The sequence below is a fragment of the Streptomyces sp. NPDC058880 genome (assembly GCF_042742535.1).
In the GTDB taxonomy this organism is placed as follows: domain Bacteria; phylum Actinomycetota; class Actinomycetes; order Streptomycetales; family Streptomycetaceae; genus Streptomyces.
Window position 1 is genome coordinate 1 of sequence record NZ_JBHYMC010000013.1, and the last position, 15,244, is coordinate 15,244.

At 74.6% G+C, this 15,244-nt stretch carries 12 protein-coding genes and 1 pseudogene; 5 read left to right on the plus strand and 8 right to left on the minus strand.

All coding sequences use genetic code 11. The features are described from left to right. Positions 1-46 precede the first annotated feature (46 nt). The 3 genes from fusA to ACFW2G_RS10305 all read right to left on the minus strand — a co-directional run bounded on the left by fusA (position 47) and on the right by ACFW2G_RS10305 (position 5,081). Positions 47-2,131 carry an elongation factor G gene (gene fusA / locus ACFW2G_RS10295; protein WP_384448942.1) on the minus strand — a complete coding sequence of 695 codons (2,085 nt, stop codon included), beginning with the start codon at positions 2,129-2,131 and terminating at the stop codon, positions 47-49. Between the two features lie 792 nt (positions 2,132-2,923). Continuing rightward, a complete protein-coding gene (locus ACFW2G_RS10300) occupies positions 2,924-4,252 on the minus strand; it encodes a sensor histidine kinase (RefSeq protein ID WP_384449007.1) in 1,329 nt (442 codons plus the stop codon). Positions 4,253-4,403: 151 nt separating this feature from the next. Beyond that, a complete protein-coding gene (locus ACFW2G_RS10305) occupies positions 4,404-5,081 on the minus strand; it encodes a response regulator transcription factor (protein WP_037922375.1) in 678 nt (225 codons plus the stop codon). 135 nt (positions 5,082-5,216) lie between these two features. Between ACFW2G_RS10305 and ACFW2G_RS10310 the strand changes: the two genes are divergently transcribed. Further along, positions 5,217-5,867: a hypothetical protein gene (locus ACFW2G_RS10310; protein WP_384581767.1), complete on the plus strand. Its 651-nt coding sequence runs from the start codon at positions 5,217-5,219 to the stop codon at positions 5,865-5,867. Positions 5,868-5,962: 95 nt separating this feature from the next. Here ACFW2G_RS10310 and ACFW2G_RS10315 read toward each other — a convergent pair whose 3' ends face one another. After that, positions 5,963-7,879 (minus strand): hypothetical protein, encoded by a 1,917-nt coding sequence (locus tag ACFW2G_RS10315; protein WP_384581769.1) that lies wholly within the window; start codon positions 7,877-7,879, stop codon positions 5,963-5,965. Positions 7,880-8,438: 559 nt separating this feature from the next. On the opposite strand from ACFW2G_RS10315, the gene ACFW2G_RS10320 reads away from it, so the two are divergent. Together ACFW2G_RS10320 and ACFW2G_RS10325 are read left to right on the plus strand one after the other, a co-directional pair. After that, a complete protein-coding gene (locus ACFW2G_RS10320) occupies positions 8,439-9,017 on the plus strand; it encodes an RNA polymerase sigma factor (protein WP_236647655.1) in 579 nt (192 codons plus the stop codon). Between the two features lie 860 nt (positions 9,018-9,877). Next, positions 9,878-10,723, plus strand: a complete 846-nt coding sequence (locus ACFW2G_RS10325; protein ID WP_384449010.1) for an IclR family transcriptional regulator C-terminal domain-containing protein — start codon at positions 9,878-9,880, stop codon at positions 10,721-10,723. Positions 10,724-10,850: 127 nt separating this feature from the next. On the opposite strand, the gene nadE is transcribed toward ACFW2G_RS10325, so the two are convergent. Beyond that, positions 10,851-11,681 carry an ammonia-dependent NAD(+) synthetase gene (gene nadE, locus ACFW2G_RS10330; protein WP_384448952.1) on the minus strand — a complete coding sequence of 277 codons (831 nt, stop codon included), beginning with the start codon at positions 11,679-11,681 and terminating at the stop codon, positions 10,851-10,853. Between the two features lie 171 nt (positions 11,682-11,852). Continuing rightward, a pseudogene (locus tag ACFW2G_RS10335) lies at positions 11,853-12,095 on the minus strand (HAD family hydrolase); the annotation flags it as partial. Positions 12,096-12,363: 268 nt separating this feature from the next. Here ACFW2G_RS10335 and ACFW2G_RS10340 point away from each other — a divergent pair. Then, a complete protein-coding gene (locus ACFW2G_RS10340) occupies positions 12,364-12,729 on the plus strand; it encodes a PRC-barrel domain-containing protein (RefSeq protein WP_037922384.1) in 366 nt (121 codons plus the stop codon). A gap of 190 nt (positions 12,730-12,919) precedes the next feature. Then, entirely contained in the window at positions 12,920-13,279 is a 360-nt protein-coding gene (locus ACFW2G_RS10345) for a hypothetical protein (protein WP_384581771.1), read from the plus strand. A gap of 32 nt (positions 13,280-13,311) precedes the next feature. Here the strand turns inward: ACFW2G_RS10345 and ACFW2G_RS10350 are convergent, their stop codons facing one another. Both ACFW2G_RS10350 and ACFW2G_RS10355 read right to left on the minus strand, forming a co-directional pair. After that, a complete protein-coding gene (locus ACFW2G_RS10350) occupies positions 13,312-14,214 on the minus strand; it encodes a YihY/virulence factor BrkB family protein (protein ID WP_384581773.1) in 903 nt (300 codons plus the stop codon). A gap of 203 nt (positions 14,215-14,417) precedes the next feature. Next, positions 14,418-15,242, minus strand: a complete 825-nt coding sequence (locus ACFW2G_RS10355) for a DUF1206 domain-containing protein (RefSeq protein WP_037922386.1) — start codon at positions 15,240-15,242, stop codon at positions 14,418-14,420. Positions 15,243-15,244: the final 2 nt, after the last annotated feature.

Consider the following 15,244-nt stretch of genomic DNA (forward strand, 5'->3'; position numbering starts at 1 on the left):
CCCCGAAACCGGGGGCGGGCGGGCGAGGGCGGCAGCGGCCCGCAGGTCACCGGGCCGACAGGCCTCCGGCGACCGAGGCGGGTACGGGCGCCAGACCGGCCGGCCGGGTGGTGAAGACGCCCCGGCCCTGGGTCCGGCCGCGGAGCCGGGACGCGTACCCGAACAGCTCGGCCAGCGGCACCGTCGCCGTGATCACCGCGGTGCCGCCCGCGGACGCCTGTCCCGAGACTCGGCCGCGGCGGGCCGCGAGGTCGCCCAGAACGCCCCCGACGCCATCGTCGGGGACGGTCACCGTGACCTCCACGACCGGCTCCAACAGCTCCATCGTGCTGAGCCGCAGCGCTTCGCGCAGCCCGAACCGGCCCGCCGCCCGGAACGCCATCTCCGAGGAGTCCTTGGAATGTGTCGCCCCGTCGGTGAGGGTGACGCGCAGCCCCGTCACCGGGTGACCGCCCAGCGGGCCCCCGGCCAGGGCCTCGCGGCAGCCGGCCTCCACGGCGCGCGCGTACTCCTGCGGCACCCGGCCGCCGACGACCGTCGAGCGGAACGCGAAGACCGGCTCCTCCAGCGGCTCGACGTCCAGCACGACGTGCGCGAACTGGCCCGCGCCACCGTCCTGTTTGACGTGCCGGTGGACCAGGCCGGTCACCCCGCGCACGACGGTCTCCCGGTAGGAGACTTGCGGCCGGCCCACCACGACCTCCACCCCGTGGCCGCGGCGGATCTTCTCCGCGGCCACCTCCAGGTGCAGTTCGCCCAGCCCCGACAGCACGGTCTGCCCGGTCTCCGGGTCGGAGCGCACGACCAGCGAGGGATCCTCCTCCGCGAGCCGCGCAAGCGCCGTCGCCAGCCGACCGGTGTCGGCGTTGCAGCGCGCCTCCACGGCCACCGACACCACCGGCTCGGCCACCGTGGGCGGTTCGAGCAGCAGGGGCGCCCCCGGCGCGCACAGGGTGGTGCCCGCCCGGGCGGATTTGAGCCCGATCACGGCGACGATGTCGCCGGCCACCGCTTCCTCCCTGTCCTCGTGCCGGTCGGCCTGGACCCGCAGGATCCGGCCCACCCGCTCCGTACGGCCCGTGGCCGCGTCCAGTACCGTCGCGCCCTTGCGCAGCGTGCCCGCGTAGACCCGCAGGTAGGTGAGCCGCCCCGGCGCCACGGTCGTCACCTTGAAGGCGAGGGCCGCGAACGGCTCCGCCGGGTCGGGCGCGCGCTCCTGCTCCGCGCCGCCGGCCGTACCGCGTACCGGCGGCATGTCGGAGGGCGCCGGCAGGTACGCCACCACCGCGTCGAGCAGCGCTTCGATCCCGCGGTCGCGGTACGCCGAGCCGCACAGCACCACGACACCGTCCCCGCGCAGCGTCAGCTCCCGCAGGGCCCGGGCCAGGGTCGAGTCGCTCAGCGCCGATGCGGCGCAGAACTCCTCGAAGGCCCCGGTGTGGAGCTCCGCGACCGTCTCCTCCAGCAGCCTGCGCCGCTGCCCGGCCTCCTCCCGCAGGGCTTCGGGGACCGCCCCCGGCGCGATGCCGGCGGAGCCGGACTGCGGGCACAGCGCACGCATCGTCACCAGGTCGACGACGCCGGCGAAGGCGCCCTCGCGGCCGATGGGCAGCTGTACCACCAGGGGTACGACGCCCAGGCGGCGGCGGATCGACGCCACGGCGGTGTCGAGGTCGGCGCCCGCCCGGTCCAGCTTGTTGACGAACGCGATCCGCGGCACACCGTGCCGGTCCGCCTGCCGCCACACGGCTTCGCTCTGCGGTTCGACCCCGGCGACGGCGTCGAACACGGCGACGGCGCCGTCGAGGACCCGCAGCGAGCGTTCCACCTCGTCGGAGAAGTCGACGTGTCCGGGCGTGTCGATCAGATTGATGTGGTGCCCGGCCCAGGTACAGCTCACGGCGGCGGCGAAGATGGTGATGCCGCGGTCGCGTTCCTGCGGGTCGTAGTCGGTGACGGTCGTCCCGTGGTGTACCTCGCCCCGCTTGTGGACGGCGCCGGCCGCGAACAGGATCCGTTCGGTGAGCGTGGTCTTGCCGGCGTCGACGTGGGCGAGGATGCCCAGGTTGCGCAGGGTGCCGAGGGAAGAGGCAGGGGAAGTGGAGGTGCGGGTGCGTCCGTTGGCGCGCATGGCCCGGGGCCTTTCGAATGAAGTGAGGAGATGAAGAGGGCGGCGCGATGTCCCTGACGACGGCCCCGTCACCCCGACCGGCATCGGCCGTCGACGGCCGCCACCCGTGGCCGGAGCAGGGCCGGGCGGGCAGGGCGGTGGCGTACGGAAGGCGGGGAGCGGGACGGACCTAGAGGTGCGTCACGGGTGTACGGTGACGGCCGCGCAGCCGGCACCGGGCGCCACGAGACACCGGGATCACGTCGTACCGGGACGGGGGAGCGTAGGCGGCGCTGCGGTACGTGCACATGGCGCTGCTCCCCTTCTCTTCTCTTCGGACGCGGTACGAGGCGCGCAGTGCCTCTGCGGCAGCGCGTACGGCGAGCTTAGAGAGCGGGCCGGGGCGGACGCACCGCATTTTCCGGGAACGGAACACGCCGTGAGCTGCGGCCCGGTGGGGAGGGAGGCCACCGCTCCCGGTGCGGGTGGCGCCATGTGCCGGCACCCGGCCGCGGCGTCCGTAGGCCCCGCACGGGACGAGGGACTGCGCACCGGCAGGACCTCGCGTCCACGCCCCACGGGCGCTCCTCGGGCGGCGGAACGAGGGTCGTCCGGTGAGGTCGGCCGTGTCGCCGGCGGCAGGCTGGGCACAAGCGCCGTATGACCCTGCTCCTGCTGTTCCTGCTGCCCCTCGGCCTGGCTCTCGTCCTGCTGACGACCGACCGGCCGCCCAAGCACGGCCGACACCGTCACCTCCGCTGACCCTGGTCTCGGATCCCGATCTCCGATCCCTGATGCCTGATGCCGCCCTGCTCAGGACCGGGACGTCAGCGGCAGCCTGAGCACCAGCCGGGCGCCGCTCGCGCAGTCCTCGGCCGTCAGCGTTCCGCCGTGGTGCGTACTCAGGTCACGCGCGATGGCGAGGCCGAGACCGGCTCCGCCGTGGTCGCGGCTGCGTGAGTCGTCGAGCCGTGTGAACCGTTCGAAGACCCGCTCCCGGTCGGCGCCGGGAATCCCCGGCCCGTCGTCGACGACCTCCAGCACGGCACGTCGCGGTACCGCCCCGCCACCGGTGGTGCGCAGCGTGACGCGCACCTCCTGTACGGCGTACCGCTGCGCGTTGTCGACCAGGTTGGTGACGACCCGGCCGAGCCACAGGGCCCCCGCGGTGACCTCGACATCCGCCGCGAGGTCCACGTGCAGCGGCACCCGGTCGCCGAGCCGGGCCTCCAGCACCTCGCGTACCAGGGCGCCCAGGTCCACCGGCACGGCCGCCACGGGCTGGGCCGCGTCGATCCGAGCGAGCAGCAGCAGATCCGCCGCGAGGCGCTGGAGCCGGTCGATGTCCTCCAGCGCGCCACCGATCAGCTCGGGCCACAGCTCGGGGTCCCGGACGGCCAGCGCGACCTCCAGCTGGGTGCGCAGGACGGTGATGGGGCTGCGCAGTTCGTGGGATGCGTCGGCGATGAACTGCCGCTGGCGGGTGCCGGACGCCTCCAGCCGGTCGAGGGTGGCGTTCATGGTCTCGGCCAGCCGGGCGACCTCGTCGCGGGTGGCCGGAACCGGCACCCGGCGGTGCAGGTCCCGGTCGGAGATCTCGGCCACCTCGGCGCGGATCGCTTCCACCGGCCGGAGCGCGTGCCCGGTGACCCGCCAGGTCACGAGGACGACGGTGGCCAGGAGCAGCGGCATACCGATCACGAGCGCCGCGGTGGTCGTGTCGTCGGCGGCGTCCGCGTCGCGCAGCGAGGCACCGGCGTAGACGGTGGCCGGGCCGTCCGGTGTCTGCGTGACGACCTGTACGACCCGCTGCCGGTGCTCGCCGTCGACCGGACGGACCCGCCAGGTGTGCATCCGGGTTCCCGGCGTACCGGGCGGCGCCGGCGGGAACGGGGGCACCCCGATCAGGTTCGGGCTGGAGTAGAGGACCCGCCCGTCCGCGCTCACCACCTGTACGAACTCCACCGCCCGGCCCGGCGGGCGGGCCCGGCCGAGCTTCCCCGCGGCGGCGAGTTGTGCCACGGTCTCGGCCTGCCGCCGCGCGTCGGTCTCCGCGTTGCGCAGCAGGTTGGCCTCCAACAGGCCGAGCAGGGCGAACGAGGCGAGCGCCAGGGCCGCGGCCACGACCAGGCCCGCGCCCATGGTGGCCCGGGCCCGGACCGTGGTGGGCCACAGCCGGCGCAGGACGGGCCACCGGCCGAGGACGGCACTCCGGAGCGAGTGCAGCCCGTCGCCCAAGCGCCCGCGCAGCCCGTCGCGCACCCGCCCGAGCAGGGCCGACGGTACGGAGGGCTCAGCCACCGTCGGCTGCCAGCCGGTATCCGGCGCCCCGGACGGTCTCCAGGGCCGCTCGGCCGAACGGCGCGTCGACCTTCCGGCGGACGGCGCTGACGTGGACCTCCACGACGTTGGGGTCGCCGTCGAAGGCGGCGTCCCACACCTGCTCCAGGATGTCCCGCTTGGAGACCACCTCGCCGGACCGGCGGCCCAGGTACTCGAGGATGGCGAACTCCCTGGCGGTCAGCCGGACCTCGGTACCGCCGCGGGAGCACGTGTGGCGGGCCGGGTCGATCACGAGGTCGCCGAATCGCATCACCTGCGGGCGCCGGCCACCCGTACGCCGGCCGAGCGCGCGCAGCCGGGCGACCAGCACGAGATAGGAGAACGGTTTGGACAGGAAGTCGTCGGCGCCCGTGTCCAGGGCTTCCGCTTCGTCGTACTCGCCGTCCTTGGCGGTGAGCATCAGGATCCCCGACTCGTTCCCGGCGGCGCGGAGCTTCGCGCAGATCCGATAGCCGTTCAGCCCGGGAAGCATGATGTCGAGCACGATCAGGTCGTAGTCGTGCTCGGTGGCCATCCACAGGCCCTGGGGCCCGTCGTGGGCCACGTCCACCGAGAACCCCTCCGACTGCAGACCCCGCTGCAGGGCCAGGGCGAGCCGCCGTTCGTCCTCCACCACCAGTACGCGCATGCCGAACAGGATCGCAGGCCCTTCCGACGTCCGGCTGAAGAGGTCTTCAGGTGGCTTCAGCTGGGCTTCAGCATCCCCTCAGCATGCTCTGGGGCGAGCCGGGCAGCGCGTCCGGCTGTCCGGAGGAGTAGCCGTATGTCTGAATCCGTTCCGCCGCCCGAGCAGCTGCCCGAGACCGCGCCCGATACCGGCGCCCGCAAGCGCGCGTCGCTGTCCCGTCTGGTGCCCCGCAGCAGCCGAACCCGTTGGGTGGCGGCCGGCGCGGTCGTGGTGGTCGTGGGCGGCGGGGTCGCGGCGGTGGCCCTGGCCGAGCACCACCACGAGCGGGCCCAGCGGGGCCCGCACGCGTTCCGCTTCGAGCCCGGCCACGGGAACGGGCCCCAGCGGGGGCCGCACGGCGGAGGACACGACGAGGACCGCGCGCGGAAGGCTCGCGGTGGTGAGGGCGACACCGGGGCGCGCGAGCGGTTCGGCCACCCCGGCGTTCCCGGCCACCCCGGCGTCCCCGGTCTCCCCGGCGGCCCCGGTCGGACCGAGCGGAGCGAGGCCTCCGGCAAGGGCGGCCGGGCGCCGGCGCCACTGCCCTCGCTGTCCATCGGCGACGCGGCCGGGAAGGCCGCTGCGGCGGTGCAGGACGGGAAGGTGGAGAGCCTGCGCGTCATCGCCCAGGACGGCGGCGGCAGCGCCTGGCGTGCTGTCGTCCTCGGCCCCGACGGTGTCCGGCACGCGGTCACGGTGTCCGGCACGGACGGCACCATCACCGGCAATACCACCCTCGGCGGATAGTCGGACCGTGCGCGCCTGCCGGGCTCGGGGCCGCTCCACCCGGGTCCCGACGCCCGATCACGCGACCGGTCCCCGGCGCGCCGTCAACGACGTGTTCACCGGCCCGCGGTCGCCGGCGTCGGCGCGGGCGCCGGGGGAGTGGGCCGGGGCGATCCCTGCAGGGCCAGTACGGTGAGCACGACCAGCGCGTCCGTCCAGCCCAGCGGAGCGACGGCGGACGGCAGGCCGGCCGCGTTCACCGTTTCGGGGAGCTCGCCGAGTGCGTTGCGCTTCGACAGCACCCAGTCGAGCACCCGGCCCGCTCTCGCCTGCTCACCCGTGCCGGCCCAGGCCAGGGCGAAGAAGGCGGTGCTGGCCGTCCAGGCGTACGATCCCCAGCTGAAATCGGGGTCGTTGCCGGGCGAGACACCGCCGTTCGGCAACAGCAGCGCCCGGTAGGTCGAGTCCAGCGCCTCCCCGAGGCCGGGCGGGGCGGTGTTGAACGGGGGTGCCATGAACGCCACCGCGCTGTCCCTGCCGTGCTCGCCGTCGACGGTCCGCTGGTACCCCAGCGGAGCGAAGGAGACGGCGATGGCTGCGGACAGCCGCCGCGACGCGGCCGCCCAGCGCTCCGCATCCCCGGCCGCACCCAGCCGTGCCGCCAGGTCCGCCGAGGCGTTCAGCCCGGCCAGGAGGGGAGCTGCGGTGCCGATGTTGGCGGTCGTCGTGTCCAGCTCCCAGTAGTCCGGGGACGCCGGCGGCAACCCGTCCGGGCCGAGGGAGCGGGCGGCGAAGTCGGCTGCCGCCCGCACCATCGGGTAGAGCTCGCGCAGCCGTTCGTCCCGTCCGGCGGCCGGTGCCGCCTGGTACCACTGCCAGGTCGCCCACGGCACCCAGCCGTTCCCGTCCAGCTGCCACGTGCGCGCGTCCGGCGGCCCGCTGCCGTCCAGCTTCGTCCGGGCCTCCCAGGTGCCGTCGGTCCGCTGGGTGCGCGCGTCGTAGGCCAGGATCCGGTACGCCTCCTCGTCGTGCCCGGTCGCCGCGAACGCGGCCGCGGCGAACGCTCCGTCCCGGGGCCACGAGTACTCCCACGGCGGGGACCATGCCGCGGCGAAGGCGCCATTGGGCTTCAGCAGGGCCCGCATCGACAGCAGGGCGCGCCCTGCGGCGGCCCGCTGCCGCGCGGTGGCTCCTGGCACCCGGCCTCTGGCCAGCCATGCGCGGCTCTCCTCGACCTGTGCCAGCGCGCCCGGGTCGTCCGCCTCGACGACGGCCGACTCCGTGGCCCCGGCGGGCAGGTACCGCCAGCGGCCGGAGGGCAGTCGCAGCACGTTGCTCCCCGCGACGTAGGAGGCTCCGACGGCGAAGGACGGCGACACCGCCTCGGTCACCGCACCGTTGGCCAGCAGCCCCGATGTACGGGCCGCGAGAGCGGAGGAGGGTACGTAGCACGGCTCGGTCTCCCCGCACCGCTCGCCGCCGCTGGGGTTGACGCGGAAGGCCGGCCGGGCGGTGTCGTCGGCGTGCCAGCCGCCCCAGTACGCCCGGTCGTAGTTCCAGCTGCTGAGCGAACCGGGCACCGCCCGCCGCGTGCCGTACCAGGCGACCGGCCCGCTCTCCGAGGTCGTGGCCTGGACGAAGAGGTGGTAGGTGCGGCCCGCAGTGATCCCGGTGTCCCCGAGCGGGAACTCCACCCAGCCGGCTCCGGGGCCGCCGAGGGCGGCGAGGTCCACGGTGGCCGAGGCGATCGCCGACGCCGGGTCCGAGCGCACGCGCCGCACCTGGGCGGTCACCGTCCCCGTCGCGGCACCGCTCCCCAGCCAGACGCTCACCCGGGACAGCCGGGTGCCGTCGACCGTGAACTCCTGTGCGGCCGCGTTGTTCGTCGCCTTCACGCTGAAGAGCGCGCTCTCGTGGCGCACCTGCCCGTCGTACGGCCCCGCGGCCGCGGCCGCCGCGTCGGGAGCCGCGGCCGGAACCCCGGTCAGCGACAGGCAGAGCAGGGCGGGCAGTACGGTCCTCGCGAACGCCATCCGGATACGGCCCTTCCTCCTCGACGGGACGCGCGTGCGGGGGTGCCCGGCGCCGCATTCCGGACCCACCATGCAGGCAGCCGGCCCCGGGGAGGGGCGCGTCCGTGCGTGTTCCACCGGATCGGGGCACGGAGCCATCCGATCGGGGGCGTGCGCGGGGGGCCGGGGGCGCGCGGAACGGCGAATGCGCTTCGTGGCGGGGATTTCCACGGACCGGCTTGCACGATCGGGCTCGTTTTCCGATGGGGTGGTGATCGGGAGCGCCTGGCGCTCCGCGGCCGCTGGGGCGGGGGCAGGCGGCCGGCCACCCACACTCCACCGGGAAGGTCCGCTCAGACGTGAATGCCGCCGAGACGCTCGCCCTCGTGCTGTTGGCCACCACCGTGGTCGGCGTTGTCACGATCGATGTGCTGCGGGCGCGCACGCGCCCGCCGGGGCCCGGAGCGGGGAGAGCAACCGGAGGGCCGTCCGCCGGCCGACCGCCGAACGCCCCCGCGGCCCGCCGCCGTCGAATCCCCGCCACTGCGACGGACGGCGGCGCACAGCTGTGGGGGAGCGCATGAACGCAGGAGAATTCGATCCGTCGGGATACCGTGCGGTCTCCAGCGAACTCGCCGGCGTGCTGCCGGTGGAGTTCACGGCCTTCCACTCCCAGCAGCACCGTGCCTATCTGCGCTACGCCCACCTGCAGCTGGGGAACCCCAAGGACGCCGAGGAAGTCGTCGACGACGTGTTCACCTTCCTGCTGAAGGTATGGCGCCAGGCACTGAAGGAGGCGAGCCTGCACGGCTTCGCCTGGGCGGTGCTGCGCGAGCACGTCGAGCGGCGGCTGGCCGTCCTGGGACGGCAGGTGGCGATGGTCGAGACGGCCTGGTTCGCCGCACTGCGCCGCTCCTCGCGGGAACGGCTGGAACTGCTGGAGTCGAAACTCGGACTGTACGCGGCGATCGCGGGCCTGTCCGAGCGGCAGTACGACGTGGTGCTGCTCGCCTTCCTGCTGGGCAACGACTGCGACACGGTCGCCCGGATGATGGGGATCGCCCCGGCCACGGTCCGATCGCACATCCGCGGCGCACGCCGAACCCTGTCCCGCAAACTCGGGGTGGACTGGATCCCCGGAGAGGAGAAGGACCAGTGAGCGACAGGCCACGCCACCGAGACAAGCCGCCGTGCGGACTGGACGCGTCCCTGGCGGACGCGACGGTACTCGCGGAGGAGTACGCCGGATACGACGAGGGCGCCGCGCGGCGCCGCATCGCCCGCCGGATCGCCGCGGACCGCGCCCGCGCGGCGGCCGGAACCACCACCCTGGCCGGACCGGCCGCCGCCGCGGGCGGACCGGCCCCCCAGGCCGACACCGACGAGCTGGTCCTCGACGCGGCCTGCCACGTGCGGGCGGCCCGCGGTCTGGACGACCTCGCCTGGTGCCTCGTGGAGAGCCGGGACTTCGCCCAGCTCGCCCTGGCGGTCGACTCCTGGCCCCACGGCGCGAACTCGGCACTCCTCTTTGGCTGCTTGCTCCACCTCGCGGACCGGACGGAGGGCGCGCAGTTCTGGTTCCAGTACGCGGCGGGGGCGGGCTCGCAGACCGCGGCCCGCTGTCTCTACCTGCACCACCTGGCGCGCGCCGAGGTCGCGACCGCCCGGTTCTGGAAGCGCCAGGCCCACATCCTGGCGCCCGACGAACGCCTGCCGCCGCTGCCGCAGATCCCCCACGCGCTCGAAGAGGCCCTCGGGGCCTCCGTCATCTGGACGTCCCCGCCCATCACCACCCAGGACCTCACGTCCCTGACCGGCGGACCGGGCGGGGCCTGCCGGCCGCCGCTGCGGCTCCCGGCGCGCCTGCGGCAGGCCCTGATGGCGCGCCCCCGCAGGGAGCACCCCGACCTGGGGGAGGTCTTCACCCCGGGGCCGCAGGTCGCCGTGGCCGTCGCGCAGAACGCCCGGCTCAACCCCTTGCACCTCACGGAGCAGGCGAACGGGTGGGAAATCGAGGCGCTGAAGCAGCCGCAGCCGACCCGTGCGGCCGCGCCGTCCGCCGGGGGACGGACGGCCCCGGCACCACTGGAATCCGTCCACCGGGCACTGCGCGTCCTGGAAGTCGTCAACCGGCACTCGGGCGGCGTGAACCTGACCCAGATCGCCCGCGAGACGAAGCTGCCGCAGCTGGTCCTCGCCCGGGCGGTGGAGCAGCTCGTCCGCGCCGACCTGGCCACGCCGATCGGACCGGACGCCTATGTCGCCGGCCACATCCTCCTGCTGAGCGAGACGGACGGCGCTGAGGGCCGCCGGCACCTGCGAGAGACCCTGGCCTGGGTGCGGGACGCGGTCGGCGCCGCCGTCTACGTCGCCCGCTACACCGACGGCGAGGTCGCCATCACCCAGTACGCGGACGGTCCGGCCGCGCCCGCGGTGGAGGAGTGGGTCGACTTCCGCGCCGCCGCCCATGCCTCCGCGGTGGGCAAGGCGCTGCTGGCCGAACTGGACCACGACGGCCGGCGGGACCACCTGTCCCGCCACCGGCTCACGCCCTTCACCACCCACACGCTCACCGGTGAGCGGGCACTCTTCCGGCAACTCGACGACCGCCCGCCCAACACGCCCCTCCTCGACCTCCAGGAGTACGCCGTCGGCACGGTGTGCGCGGCGGTGCCGATCACCGCCGGCCCGACCCCGGAATGCGTGGCGCTGTCCCTTCCCGTCCCCGATCCGGGCCGGCTGAAGCAGTCCGCCCGGATCCTGCAGAGCGAGGCGGCGGCGGTCCTGCTCGCGCTGATCGTCGCCGGCAGCCCCCGCCCTGCGGCACGCCGGCCGCAGGACCCCGTCCTCTCCACCTCCGTCTGACCTCGGCCCAGCCCCTGCACCTGCTGGGAGCGCAGGACCCGCCGCGCGGCGCGACGCGGCGGCTCCTGCGCGAGGTCGCGGTCTCCGAGAGGGTGCCGTCCCGGCGACGGCGCGGGACCGGAGGTGGTCAGGGGGCGATCGGCAGCTGCCGCTTGTGCTCGGTGGCCCGGTAACGGTTGACGATGATGTCCAGGGCGGCCGCGTCGACGGGCTTGCCCTCCAGGACGTCGTCGATGTCGTCGTAGGTGACGCCGAGCGCCTCCTCGTCGGCCAGACCCGGATTCAGCGTCTCCAGATCCGCGGTCGGCGTCTTCCAGACCAGCGAGGACGGCGCGCCCAGCGCCTCGGCCACCGCCCGGACCCGGCGCTTGGTCAGACCTGTGAGCGGAACCACATCGGCCGCACCGTCGCCGAACTTCGTGAAGAAGCCCGAGACCGCCTCGGCGGCGTGGTCGGTGCCCACCACCAGGCCCGCGTGCGCGCCCGCGACCGCGTACTGGGCGATCATGCGCTGGCGGGCCTTGATGTTGCCGTGCACGAAGTCCTGGTGGTGCGCGTCGCGGAAGACCGTGCCACCGGCCAGTACCGCCTCCAGCGCCGCGTCGCTGGAGGGCTTCACGTCGACGGTCAGGACCCGGTCGGACCGGATGAACTCCAGGGCCAGCTGCGCGTCGGACTCGTCCGCCTGCACGCCGTACGGCAGACGCATCGCGAAGAACGTCGCCTCCCGCCCGGTGGCGCGGACCCGCTCGACCGCGAGCTGGCACAGCCTGCCCGTGGTCGTGGAGTCCACACCGCCGCTGATGCCCAGCACCAGCGAGCGCAGGCCCGTGGAGACCAGCCGGTCGGCGAGGAACGCCACGCGGCGCTCGATCTCCTGCCGGGCGTCGAAGGACGCGCTCACCCGGAGGTCCCGGGCGATCTCCTGCTGCAGCGATATGGACGCCTGGTCGGTCACGATTGCTCCTCGGTCGGGCCCGCGGACAGTTCGGTTCGCGCCGCGGTGCGGGTCGCGGGCGCGAAGGGGGCCGGAAGAACTCTAGAGGAGGGACCGCGGAGCCCCCGCTCACGGGCGTGGCAACCGAGGCCACGGAGCGGGCGGGGCAGTCGGACGGTGCCCGCCTCCCGGTCATCCCGCCGCGATGAGACCGGGCAGGTCGCGCATGTCGTGGAACACGGTCGTCCCCGGGCCTTCGAGCGCTCCGGCCGGGGTCATCCCGCCCGCGTAGCCCAGGGACCGCATCCCGGCGGCGCGGGCCGCCTCCACACCCGGCCGGCTGTCCTCGACCACCAGGCAGGCCGCCGGTTCGACGCCCATGCGCTGCGCCGCGTACAGGAACAGGTCCGGGGCCGGCTTGCCGCGGGCGACCTCCCCGAGGGCGACCTGGACGCGCGTCGCGATGCGCTCGGTGTCCACGAGCACGCCGTCGCAGTCGAATATGACGAGTTCAATCGGCTTGGTCCTGCCCGCAGCATAGGGTCCGGCGAGCGGCGGACGTCGGCCGCGTGCATGAGGTGCCGGGGGCGGGGCAGGCGGAGTGCACGGGGAGAACGCACACCCCGCGCACGACGTACGAAGAAGGACGGACGGCAGGGGAGCGCCCCCGCCGTCCCCCGTCCAACGGAGGAGTTGTTTCCGCGTGACTGAACATGTGTGGAGTTACAAGTCGACCTCGGGCCACCTGGCCGGCACCGATCTGACCGGCTACAAGGTCGAGGCGACCGACGGCGGCATCGGCAAGGTGGACAAGCACTCCGACGAGGTCGGTGACGCCTACCTGGTCGTGGACACCGGTGTCTGGATCTTCGGCAAGGAGGTCCTGCTGCCCGCGAGCACCGTCGTCAGCATCGACCCCGACGAGCGGACGATCTACGTCGACCGCACCAGGGGCCAGATCAAGGACGCACCCGAGTTCCACCGGGACAAGCACCTCGGCGACCGGGACTACCAGCAAGAGCTGGGCTCCTACTACGCCGCCACCCGTTTCGGCCTCCCGCCGCTCTGACCGGCGCGAGTCCCGCCGCTTCGCGACCGTGGGCCCGAACTCGCCGAGTTCGGGCCCACGGTCGTGCCGCGTCCCGGCAGAGCGCAGGCTCCGTCAGTTCACATGCCGTACAGGCGCGTTGTCGCGCAGCTGCCGGGCAGCAGCACAACAGAGCTTTGCGCGAGAGCAATTCCGAGGAGAGGGCAGTTCCATGACGCTGGTACCGCACGCGAACGACACGTCCGTCCCGACCCCGGTGGAGCTCCGCCGGCACGTCGCACGCGCGACCGGCCGACTGCGGGACACCGCCATGCACGTCGGGCGACTCGTCGAGGACAGGACGCCCGGTCCCGTGCTCGCCGCCGCGTGGCGGACGGCGACCCGCGTCCGGGACACGGCCGCCCGCTCCGGGCGGCTCACCGGGCACCCGCGGCGCGGCCCCGTGCGGGCGAAGGCCGCCCGGGCCGCGAGCCTGGCCCGGTCCCACCGCACCGCGCTGGCCACGGCCGCCGGCGTCCTGACCGTCGCCGTACTCGCGCGACGCTCCCGGCGGGCCCGGCGGGAGCAGTAGGGCGGCCGGAACGCCTACGGCCGGTCCGGCGGTCAGGCCGTGGGCCCGGCCGCCGGCTCCCGCGCCCGTTCGGCGTTGAACTGGGCGCCGGTGAGCAGGGCCAGGTTGGCGAACCAGAGCCAGATCACGAACACGACGATCCCGGCCAGCGACCCGTACAGGCGGCCGTAGGTGTCCAGTTGCGCGTAGAGCGTGAAGAGCCCCGAGGCGGCCAGCCAGAGCAGGGCCGCCAGCACACCGCCCGGCAGGCCCCGCCGGGTGCCCCGGATCTGGGCCGGTCCGGTCCGGAAGAGCACCAGCACCAGGAGCGTCACGACCACCAGCAGCACGGGCCAGCGCAGCAGCGGGACGAGGTCCGGGCCGGCTCCGCCGACGGCCCGTGCGGCCCAGCGGGCCGGCGGCCCGGACACGACCAGGCCCACCGCCCCCACGACGAGCAGCACCAGCAGCAGCCCGGCGTGGACGACGAGAATGTGTGCGGCACGCAGCGGACGCCGCATGTCCGGCACCCGGTGCATGGTGTGCAGGGCGCGGCGGAACACCGCCAGGTAACTGCACGCCGACCACAGCGCGCTCACCACCCCGCCGAGCAGCAGGGCCCACATCGAATGCCCCTCGGGGAGGCCGCCCAGCGCTTCGCGGAGCACCTGCGCCGACTGCGGTGGCGCGTACGCGGTCAGGTCGGTGATCAGCCGGTCGCGCCGCGCCCCGCCCAGCAGTCCGACGACGGACGCGGCGATGACGAGCGCGGGCAGCAGCGCGAGCAGGGCGTAGTAGGTGAGGGCGGCCGCGTGGTCGGCCAGGTTGTCCGTCCAGACGCGGACGGCCGTACGCCGCAACTGGGCGCGGGTGCGTGCCGCGAGGGCGGTGGCGGTGCCGGTGGCGGGAGGGCCGGAACGGCGTGACGCGGTTCCGGTGCTGGGGATGTCGCTCACTCCGTACGCGTGCCCGCCCGCACCGCCTCCATGCGCCCGCGGGGCGCATCCGCCGGACGGGGCCCGGCCGGGACCGCTGCGGGGGAGTGCGGGGGCGTACGGACGGCGGGGCCGGGTTTCCGGCGGATCCGGCCCCGGTCGGGCGGCCCTGAACACGGGGGCCGTCCCGCCTCGCCCGGCTCCGCGGCGCCGGGTGGAAGGGTTCACACCTCGCGCCACCGGGCCATCGCCCAGGAGAACGCCCCGAACAGCATCAGCCCGACGGCCACCACGACCAGCAGCCACGGTCCCACCGGAGTCCCGGCGAACGACCTCATGGTGTCGTCCGTTCCCTTCGCCTGTCCCGGGTCGTAGCGCAGGGCCGCGTACACGACGAAGCCGCCGGCCGCCGTGAACACGGCCCCGCGGGCCAGCCCGCCGGTCACCCCGAGGAAGCCGACCGCCTTGCGCGACCCCTCCCACGACCCCTCCATGGCGAGGTGCCTGCGGAAGCGGCGCCGCGCCGCCTGTACCGCGATGACCACGCCGGCGCCGGCGACGGCGAGTCCCGCGGCACCCACCAGCCACTGGCCGAGGGGCAGACCCAGCGCCTTCGCGGTGATGTCACGGGACTGCTCATCACCGGAACGCCCGCCGCCGCCCGCGGCGAACACGAGGACGGAGAAGGCCGTCACCGCGTAGAACACGCACCGGCCCGCCGAAGCGAGCCGTTTCGTCGGCTTGTCGCCGTCCGGACCGGACGCGCCGAACACGGCCTCCGACAGCCGCCACAGCATCATGCAGACGAGACCGATGCCGACGGCCCAGATCAGGACGGAGCCGAAGGGCTTGTCCGCGAGTTCCTGGAGGGCGCCATGCCGGTCGGCCTCCCGGCCGCCGTCCCCGCCGAAGGCGATGCGGACGGCCAGGATCCCGATCAGTACGTACAGCACTCCGCGCGTCACCAGGCCGCAGCGTGCCGCGACCTCCCGGAGGGTGCCGCCGCGCGACGCGGACCGGGCACCTCTGCTCGCCGCCTGGCTGGTCATGG